This is a genomic window from Streptomyces sp. UNOB3_S3 (genome assembly GCF_020740895.1).
Classification (GTDB): Bacteria; Actinomycetota; Actinomycetes; order Streptomycetales; family Streptomycetaceae; genus Streptomyces.
Map to the genome: position 1 here is coordinate 1 of NZ_JAILXP010000277.1, position 9,703 is coordinate 9,703.

Genomic DNA, 9,703 nt, shown 5'->3' on the forward strand with positions numbered 1-9,703 from the left:
GGCCCCTCACGGCCCTGCGCGGCACCCTCGCCACGACCGCCTGCATGGAGACCCTCCAGATCGGCTATCTGCACGCCGTCGCGGCCGCCGCGGGCTGTTCCCTCGCCCAGCCCTTCCCCGACAACGGCATCGACTGGCACGTGAGCCACAGCGCCCCCGGCCATGAGGCCGACGACGAGGTCACCATCAAGGTGCAGCTCAAGAGCACCTACCAGCTGGCCCCCCGGCTGCCCGGCCCGCCGGGCCGGGGAGCGCCCCGGACGTTCGGCTTCACCCTCGACAACGACCACCTGGTCAAGCTGGCCCGCACCCCCGTCTCGGTCCACAAGATCCTCGTCGTGATGATCGTGCCCCGGGCCCGGGAGGACTGGCTGCGGGCCGGCCACGACCATCTCGCGCTGCGCCACTGCTGCTACTGGACCAACCTCGCCGGCCACCCCGTGACCGGCAGGAACAGGACCACCGTGCGGATCCCGACCTCGCGGGTCTTCGACGACCGAGCGCTCTGCGAGATCATGACCCGGGTCGGGGCGGGAGGGAGACCCTGATGCACCGGCCGACCGAACAACCCCCGCACCACCCCGACCCCGCCGTCCTCGGCGCCCTGCTCGCCAGCCACGGCTGGCGGCGGCGCGGGGGAGAGGCCGGGCGCTACGGCCGCTGGACGCCCCCCGACGGGCCCGGCACCAGCCTCCTCGTGCCCGAGAGCCGCGCCTATCCCGACAGCGCGGATCTGCTCGCCGAGGCCCTCACCGCGCTGGAGCGCTGCGCCGCGCCCTCCGCCCGCGACATCCTCGTCGCGCTGCGGGTGCCGAGCGACGAGGTCCGCTGGTCGCGGGAGGTCGCCGAACCCCGGGCCCCGGCCGCCGCGTGGGGCGCCCAGGAACGGCTGCGCACCGGGGCGCGCGCCATGCTGCTGGCCGCCGCCCAGACCGCCGGGGGCCGGGCCGGGTTCCACGGCGCCCGGCGCCGCCGGCAGGCCGAGGCGGCCCTGGCGGCCGTGCTCGCCGGGCCCGCGGCCGGCGGGCGGGAGCTCGCCGCCTTCGTGCCCGTCGACGGGCCCCCGGAGGGTGGCCGCGCGCTGGTCGGCGCGCTGCTCAGGGCGCTCCAGGCGGCCCGGGACGCCACCGACTACCGGCGCGCCACCGGCCGGATGGACGCCTTCGACGCCGCCGTGGAGGCCGGGGTCTGCCAGGAGCTCACCCAGGCCCTGGCCACCCTGGTCGGCGGCTCCGAGGGGATCCGGATCGCGGTGGAGTGGGCGCCCGCGGCGGGGACGCCGTACGGCTTCGCCGCCCGGCCCGAGCCGGTGGAGTTCTCGCCCGGCGATCTGCCCGCCCTGCGCGAGGCCGGGGCCCGCTACATCCGCGACGAGCCCTCGGTGCCCGTCCGCCTCACCGGGACGGTGGTGCGGATGCGGCGCGAGACGCCGGGCGGCGCGGGGGTGGTGCGGCTGAGGGTGCTGGCGGGGGCCGATGTCGCCCAGGTGCGGATCACCCTCGACGAGGAGGACTACCGCGTCGCGGGCCACGCTCACCTGGCCGGGGTGCCCGTCACCGTGGGCGGGCGGCTGGAGAGCCGGGGCGGCTTCCGCAGGCTGGCCGAGGCCCGGGGCGTCCTGCCCGTCCAGGTGGACGAGGCGGAGCGGGACCGGCTGCTGAAGTACCTCCAGGAGAACCTCGACCTCTTCGGGGACCGGCGCGACGCCGACTAGCCTCCGGCGGGCCACAACCGTTTAGCGACCACCTGGCCGGGCTCGGTACGATTCAGGCGCGCAGCGTCCGCTGCGGCGCCCCAGATGTCAGGAGAGACCGGTGTCAGACGTCCGTGTGATCATCCAACGCGATTCCGAGCGGGAAGAGCGCGTGGTGACGACGGGCACCACCGCCGCCGACCTCTTCTCCGGCGAGCGCACCGTCGTCGCCGCGCGCGTGGCGGGCGAGCTCAAGGACCTGGCCTACGTCGTCGCCGACGGCGAGGAGATCGAGCCCGTCGAGGTCTCCTCCGAGGACGGCCTGAACATCCTGCGCCACTCGACCGCGCACGTCATGGCCCAGGCCGTGCAGGAGCTCTTCCCCGAGGCCAAGCTGGGCATCGGCCCGCCGGTCAAGGACGGCTTCTACTACGACTTCGACGTCGAGAAGCCCTTCCACCCCGATGACCTCAAGCTCATCGAGAAGAAGATGCAGGAGATCATCAAGCGCGGGCAGAAGTTCTCCCGCCGGGTGGTCACCGACGAGGCCGCCCGCGAGGAGCTGGCCGACGAGCCGTACAAGCTGGAGCTGATCGGCCTCAAGGGCTCCGCCTCGCACGACGACGGCGCGGACGTCGAGGTGGGCGCCGGCGAGCTGACCATCTACGACAACCTGGACGCCAAGACCGGCGAGCTGTGCTGGAAGGACCTCTGCCGGGGTCCCCACCTGCCCACCACCCGGGTCATCCCGGCGTTCAAGCTGATGCGCAACGCCGCCGCGTACTGGCGCGGCAGCGAGAAGAACCCGATGCTCCAGCGCATCTACGGCACCGCGTGGCCGTCGAAGGACGAGCTCAAGGCCCACCTGGAGTTCCTGGCGGAGGCCGAGAAGCGCGACCACCGCCGTCTCGGCTCCGAGCTGGACCTCTTCTCCATCCCGGAGCAGATCGGCTCCGGCCTCGCCGTCTTCCACCCCAAGGGCGGCATCATCCGCCGGGTCATGGAGGACTACTCGCGCCGCAAGCACGAGGAGGCGGGCTACGAGTTCGTCTACACCCCGCACGCGACCAAGGGGAAGCTCTTCGAGACCTCGGGTCACCTGGACTGGTACGCCGACGGCATGTACCCGCCCATGCAGCTCGACGAGGGCGTGGACTACTACCTCAAGCCCATGAACTGCCCCATGCACAACCTGATCTTCGACGCGCGGGGCCGGTCCTACCGTGAGCTGCCGCTGCGCATGTTCGAGTTCGGGACCGTGTACCGGTACGAGAAGTCGGGCGTCGTGCACGGCCTGACCCGGGCCCGGGGCTTCACCCAGGACGACGCGCACATCTACTGCACCCGTGAGCAGATGGCGGAGGAGCTCGACCGCACCCTCACCTTCGTCCTGGACCTGCTGCGCGACTACGGCCTGAACGACTTCTACCTGGAGCTGTCCACCAAGGACCCGGAGAAGTACGTCGGATCGGACGAGACCTGGGAGGAGGCCACCGAGACGCTGCGCGCGGTGGCCGAGAAGCAGGGCCTCGAGCTGGTCGCCGACCCGGGCGGCGCGGCCTTCTACGGCCCGAAGATCTCGGTGCAGGCGAAGGACGCCATCGGCCGCACCTGGCAGATGTCGACCATCCAGCTCGACTTCAACCTGCCCGAGCGCTTCGACCTGGAGTACACGTCGGCGGACGGCTCGCGGCAGCGTCCCGTCATGATCCACCGTGCGCTGTTCGGTTCGATCGAGCGCTTCTTCGCGGTGCTGCTGGAGCACTACGCGGGTGCCTTCCCGGCGTGGCTGGCCCCGGTGCAGGCGGTGGGCATCCCGATCGGCGACGCCCACGTGGACTACCTCCAGGCGTTCGCCGCCGAGGCGCGCAAGAAGGGCCTGCGCGTCGAGGTCGACGCCTCGTCCGACCGCATGCAGAAGAAGATCCGCAACCACCAGAAGCTGAAGGTCCCCTTCATGGTCATCGTCGGTGACGACGACATGAACGCGGGCACCGTCTCCTTCCGCTACCGGGACGGTTCGCAGGAGAACGGCATCCCGCGCGACGAGGCGATCGCGAAGATCGCGCAGGCCGTCGAGGACCGCGTCCAGGTCTGACCGGACCGCATGGCACCGCATGGGCCCCGGAGCGTCACCCACGCTCCGGGGCCCATATGCTTCACACCATGACGAGTGAGCCGGAGCAGCAGTTCGGAGTGGGGGCGCCGGACGCCTTTCAGCGCCTGTGGACACCCCACCGGATGGCGTACATCCAGGGGGAGAACAAGCCGACCGGTCCGGGGGCCGACGACGGCTGCCCGTTCTGCTCGATCCCGGCGAAGAGCGACGAGGACGGACTGATCGTCGCCCGGGGCGAACTCGTCTACGCCGTGCTCAACCTCTACCCGTACAACGGCGGCCACCTCATGGTCGTCCCCTTCCGGCACGTCGCCGACTACACGGAGCTGGACGAGGCGGAGACCGCCGAGCTCGCGGCGTTCACCAAGTGCGCGATGCGCGCGCTGCGCACGGCCTCGGGCGCCCACGGCTTCAACATCGGCATGAACCAGGGCTCGACCGCCGGCGCCGGCATCGCCGCCCATCTCCACCAGCACGTCGTGCCGCGCTGGGGCGGGGACACCAACTTCATGCCGGTCGTGGGTCACACGAAGGTGCTGCCGCAACTGCTGGCCGACACCCGCAAGATGCTCGCCGACGTCTGGCCGACGGTCTGACCGGCCCCCGGGGACGCGCTCCGCGGGGACGCGTCCCACGGGGACACGCCCCACAGGGAAATCGGGCAAATCGCACCAGTTCTTTTTAAAGAAGCTCTAATAGGACGGTGACCTTCCTTCACCGTCGCACCGTGCTGCGCGCGGCCGCGGGCAGCGCCCTGGCCGGGGCCGCCGGGACCGCCGCCGCGGGCTGCGGCGGGGACCGGCCGGCCGCCGGGCCGCCCTCGGCCACGCCGCGGGGCACGGGCCGGGGCGCGGCGGCCCGGGTGCCCGCGCTGCCGGGGCCGCCGCTGATCCTGCCCGCGCTGCCGGGCGGGCTGCCGGCGCAGATCGAGCACGGCTCCCGGCGGGCGCGCGCGGTGGCGCTCACCTTCCACGGCAGGGGCGACGCCAAGTCGGCGACCGCCCTGCTCACGGAGGCCGAGCGGGCCGGCGCCCGGGTGACGGTGCTCGCCGTCGGCGACTGGCTGGACGCCGAGCCCCGGATGGCCCGCAGGGTGCTCGACGGCGGGCACGAACTGGGCAATCACACCATGCGGCACCTGAGCATCTGCTCGATGCCCGAGAAGGCCGCCTACGCCGAGATCACCGAGTGCGCCGAGCGGCTGCGCAGACTGACCGGCGGCATCGGCCGCTGGTTCCGGCCGTCCCGCGCCCGGAAGGCCACCGACCAGGTCGTACGGCTGGCGCGCCGGGCCGGGTACCCGCACATCCTGTCGTACGACGTGGACTCGCTCGACTTCACCGACCCCGGCGCCGAGGCGGTCCGGCGTACCGTATTGGGCGCGGTACGGCCAGGGTCGGTCGTCAGTCTGCACTTCGGGCACGCCGGCACGGTGGCCGCGCTGCCCGCGATCCTCGACGGCCTGCACCGCCGCGGTCTGCGCGCGGTGACGACTACGGAGCTGCTGACACGATGAATCGCACCCCGCATCACCGTCCTCGACGCCTCCGGTCCGGCTCTCTCCTCCGGCGCCTCCGGCCGCCCTCCTCCCGCCCGGGAACGCCGCGCGGGACCGTTGTGCTCACCGCCTTCTGCGCCCTGCTGGCGGCCGGCTGCGGGGGAGGCGACGACAGGACCCCCGCCGAGCGCCCCGCGCAGGGCGCGCACAGCCAGGGCGCGGCCCGGGGCGTGCCCCAGGGGCTGCCGGGCATGCCCCCGCTCCTGGACCCCGACGACCTCTACGCCGCCGACCGGCCGAACGCCCTGTCCCCGGTGGTCAAGGACTTCCCGTCCCGGGTGTACGTGCCGAACACGGAGTCCGACACGGTCAGCGTCATCGATCCCAAGACGTACAAGGTCATCGAGACCATCCCGGTGGGCAACCAGCCGCAGCACGTCGTGCCCTCCTGGGACCTCAAGACGCTCTGGGTGAACAACGACCGCGGCCACACCCTCACCCCCATCGACCCGGCCACCGGCAAGGCGGGCAGGACCGTCGACGTCCACGACCCGTACAACCTCTACTTCACGCCCGACGGGAAGTACGCCGTGGTGATGGCGTCCATGGACCGCGAGCTGGTCTTCCGGGACGCGCACACGATGAAGCGGATGAAGACGGAGCACGTGGACTGCCTCGGGGTCAACCACGCCGACTTCTCGCCGGACGGCCGGTACTTCATCGTCTCCTGCGAGTTCTCGGGCGAGCTGCTGAAGGTCGACACGGCCAGGATGAAGGTGATCGACAAACAGAAGCTGCCCTTCGACGGGGCCATGCCCCAGGATGTGAAGATCTCCTCGGACGGGAGGACCTGGTACGTCGCCGACATGATCGCCGACGGGGTGTGGGTGCTGGACGGGGACAAGTTCACCGAGCCCTGGCTGATGCCCACGGGCAAGGGCGCCCACGGTCTCTATGTGAGCCGCGACTCCAAGTCGATGTACATCTCCAACCGGGGCGAGGGCTCGATCTCGGTGCTGGACCTGCCCAGCCGCAAGCTGGTGAAGAAATGGGAGCTGCCGGACGGCGGCAGCCCGGACATGGGCGGGGTGTCGGCCGACGGCAAGGTGCTGTGGCTCTCGGGGCGCTACAACAGCGAGGTGTACGCGATCGACACCACCGACGGGCACCAGATCGCCCGGATCAAGGTGGGTGACGGACCGCACGGGCTGGCCGTCTATCCGCAGCCCGGCCGCTACTCGCTGGGGCACACCGGGATCTTCCGCTAGTCATGTGATCGCGGCCGGTGCGCCCCGGCAAGGGGCGACGTCCCGTCAGGCGTTGTAGACGTCGGCCTGGCGGGGCGCGGGGTCCTGGATCGCGCCGCTGAGGTTGCCCGCGCGGCTGGCGAAGCGGCTGGTGTCGACGCCGTTCTCGGCGAGCACACGGAGCGCCGCCTCATGGACGACGCGCAGCACCGGGGTGGCCGCGCGCAGGGCGTCGTCGGCCATGAAGCGGTGGCGCCAGGGCTTGTCGGCCCAGGCGTGGCGCAGCCCGAAGGGCTCGGGGAGCACCAGCTTGCCGCCCCAGTACTCCAGCAGCGGCGGATACCAGGTCAGCGGCGCCCGGGCGGCGAGCCGGACGACCTCCCGGGGCGCGACGACGGGGAGGGTGCGGGTGTAGGTGTCCCAGAACTTCAGGCCCTTCTTGAAGGTCTGGGTGCGGTTCTTGGGACGGCCGTTGAAGACCGAGTGGGTGGGGCCCAGGGCGTGGCCGGTGACCTCGATGCGCAGCGTCTTGTGGAGGACGGTGACATTGACGAGCAGGGTGATGACCAGCTGGCCGTCCCAGAGGACGAACTGGACGCCGAGGTAGTGGCGGTCGCCGCTGCCGAAGTGCTGCTTGTCGCAGATCTCCTGGAGCTGGGAGCCCCTTATCTGGAACGAGGCGTCGGTGCCGCCGGGACGGGAGACGGCGCCCGCGCCCTCGCCGATGGGGGAGACCACCCAGTGCTCGACCTGGGGCGGGGTGAGGCCGCCGGTGTTGATGGGGGTGCGCTCCAGCAGCTTGAGCTGGTCGTGCACCGCGCGGACGATGTCCCAGCTGCGGAAGGGGTTGATGTCCTTCCCGGGGTCGGCGGGGACGAGGTCCTCGGCCAGCTGCCAGCTGCCCCAGCGGGTGCCCATCCCGAGGATGCCCTTGGGGCCGGCGTAGAAGGCGATGTTGCTGCGCTGCTCGGCGGAGAGCTTCGCGAGGTTCAGCCGGAGCGCCTCGGCGGCGCTCTCGCCGGGCGTCGAGGGCACGGCCTCGGGGATCTTGGCGGCGATGGTGCCGCCGTCGAGGAGGCCCGTCCACCGGTCGCGCAGGTCCTTGGCGGTGCGCTCGCAGACGGCCTTGGCCCAGAAGCCGCCGATGAGGGGGGCTATGACCATGGCCCGCAGATAGAGGCTGAGGAAGCCGTCGAACGGCAGCTTCACCAGGAGGATGACGGCGATCGCGGCGATACCCACCAGCAGCGCGGTGCCCAGCGCCCCGACGCGCTTGTCCTGGGAGCCGGCGAGGGTGCGGCGCAGCTGGAACGCGCCGAGCCAGAGCAGCACGCCGGGCAGGAAGAGCAGCCCGAAGACCACCATGATGAAGGTGAGCCTGGCGTCGCGCTGTTTGCGGATGCGGGACGCGGCCAGGCAGTGCTCGACGATGACCTGCGGTTCCAGGCCGAAGGACTGGATGATGGGCTTGCGTCCGCCGCCGAGCATCCGGCCCTGCACGGCGCGCGCGAAGGCCTCGCCGAGATTGGGCTCGAAGAGGGAGATCCGGGCCTTCTTCACCTCGGAGGTGGCCCAGTCGGAATTGGCCTTGAGCAGTTCGTCGACCGGGCCGTCCCGGTAGGCGGCCGAGGCCAGGGCCTGGGTCGCCGCGGTCGCCCCGGCGCCGCCGGACACCGGGATCTGCGCTCCCGGGCTGAAGTCGTACGGATCCCCTGCTGCCACTGCCGCCCCCAATACCGTGCGCGTCCGGTGCGCCGGTGCTCCCGACTGCCGCCCACCGCTTGTGTCATGAGCCGCGTGCTCAGCGTAACGGGAGGGGGTGCCGGCTGTCGTGGGAGATCGGAAAGCCGCCCGTACCAGGCGAGTTGATACGGGCGGCTCGCGAACTATGCCCCGTTCTCCGCCTGTTCGCGAATGCGCTCGGCGGCCTGCGGGGGCATCGGCTCGTGCCGGGCGTAGGAGCGGCTGAACCGCCCGGTGCCGTGGGAGAGGGAGCGCAGATCCACCGCGTACCGGCCGATCTCGATCTCCGGGACCTCGGCGCGGACGAGGGTGCGGCCCGAGCCGGACTGCTCGGTGCCGACGACGCGGCCGCGCCGCCCGGACAGATCGCTCATGACCGCGCCCACGTACTCGTCGGAGACGAGGACCTGGACGTCCGCGACCGGCTCCAGCAGGTGGATCCGGGCCTCGGCGGCGGCGTCGCGCAGGGCCAGGGCGCCCGCGGTCTGGAAGGCGGCGTCCGAGGAGTCCACCGAGTGGGCCTTGCCGTCGACGAGGGTCACCCGCACGTCGACCAGCGGATACCCGGCGGCGACCCCCTTGGCGGCCTGGGCGCGGACGCCCTTCTCCACCGAGGGGATGAACTGGCGCGGCACCGCGCCGCCCACGACCTTGTCGACGAACTCGATGCCGGAGCCGCCGGGCAGCGGCTCGACCTCGATCTCGCAGATGGCGTACTGGCCGTGGCCGCCGGACTGCTTGACGTGCCGGCCGCGGCCGGCGGACCGGGTGCCGAAGGTCTCCCGCAGCGAGACCTTGTGGGGCACCACGTCGACCTGGACGCCGTAGCGGACGCGCAGCCGCTCCAGGGCCACGTCGCGATGGGCCTCGCCCAGACACCACAGGACGACCTGACGGGTGTGCTGGTTGTGCTCCAGCCGCATCGTGGGGTCCTCGGCGACCAGCCGGGCCAGGCCCTGGGAGAGCTTGTCCTCGTCCGCCTTGCTGTGCGCCTGGATGGCGACGGGCAGCAGCGGGTCGGGCATCAGCCACGGCTCCATCAGCAGCGGATCGCCCCGGCCGGAGAGGGTGTCGCCGGTCTCGGCGCTGGCGAGCTTGGCCACACAGGCGATGTCCCCGGCGATGGCCTGGGACAGCTGGCGCTGCTGCTTGCCGAACGGCGAGGAGAGGGCGCCGAGCCGCTCGTCCACGTCGTGCGCCTCGTGCCCCCGGTCCTCCAGCCCGTGGCCCGAGACGTGCACGGTCTCGTCGGGGCGCAGCGTGCCGGAGAAGACCCGCACCAGGGAGATCCTGCCGACGTAGGGGTCCGAAGCGGTCTTGATCACTTCCGCGGCGAGCGGTCCGTCGGGATCGCAGGCCAGCTCCGGGCGCGTCGCACCGGCGGGGGTGGTGACGGCGGGGAC

8 protein-coding genes are annotated in these 9,703 nt (G+C 72.1%); 6 read left to right on the top strand and 2 right to left on the bottom strand.

Annotated features, from left to right (window positions below; genetic code table 11):
• Positions 1–14 precede the first annotated feature (14 nt).
• From K6I33_RS25400 to K6I33_RS25425, 6 genes are all read left to right on the top strand, one after another.
• On the top strand, positions 15–548 hold the full coding sequence (locus K6I33_RS25400) for a DUF4365 domain-containing protein (protein WP_229356858.1): 534 nt from the start codon (positions 15–17) through the stop codon (positions 546–548).
• Positions 548–1,714 (top strand): hypothetical protein, encoded by a 1,167-nt coding sequence (locus tag K6I33_RS25405; RefSeq protein WP_229356851.1) that lies wholly within the window; start codon positions 548–550, stop codon positions 1,712–1,714. Before K6I33_RS25400 ends, K6I33_RS25405 begins: the two co-directional genes overlap by 1 nt.
• A 100-nt stretch (positions 1,715–1,814) precedes the next feature.
• Positions 1,815–3,791 (top strand): threonine--tRNA ligase, encoded by a 1,977-nt coding sequence (gene thrS / locus K6I33_RS25410; RefSeq protein ID WP_229356852.1) that lies wholly within the window; start codon positions 1,815–1,817, stop codon positions 3,789–3,791.
• A 56-nt stretch (positions 3,792–3,847) separates the two neighbouring features.
• Entirely contained in the window at positions 3,848–4,408 is a 561-nt protein-coding gene (locus K6I33_RS25415; RefSeq protein WP_229356853.1) for an HIT domain-containing protein, read from the top strand.
• Positions 4,409–4,515: 107 nt separating this feature from the next.
• Positions 4,516–5,328 carry a polysaccharide deacetylase family protein gene (locus K6I33_RS25420; RefSeq protein WP_229356854.1) on the top strand — a complete coding sequence of 271 codons (813 nt, stop codon included), beginning with the start codon at positions 4,516–4,518 and terminating at the stop codon, positions 5,326–5,328.
• A gap of 101 nt (positions 5,329–5,429) precedes the next feature.
• Positions 5,430–6,578, top strand: coding sequence for a YncE family protein (locus K6I33_RS25425; protein ID WP_229356855.1), 1,149 nt, complete (start codon positions 5,430–5,432; stop codon positions 6,576–6,578).
• A gap of 45 nt (positions 6,579–6,623) precedes the next feature.
• Here K6I33_RS25425 and K6I33_RS25430 read toward each other — a convergent pair whose 3' ends face one another.
• Positions 6,624–8,279, bottom strand: coding sequence for a hypothetical protein (locus tag K6I33_RS25430; protein WP_229356856.1), 1,656 nt, complete (start codon positions 8,277–8,279; stop codon positions 6,624–6,626).
• A gap of 164 nt (positions 8,280–8,443) precedes the next feature.
• On the bottom strand, positions 8,444–9,703 hold a 1,260-nt coding region (locus tag K6I33_RS25435; RefSeq protein WP_229356857.1), incomplete at its 5' end, for an elongation factor G.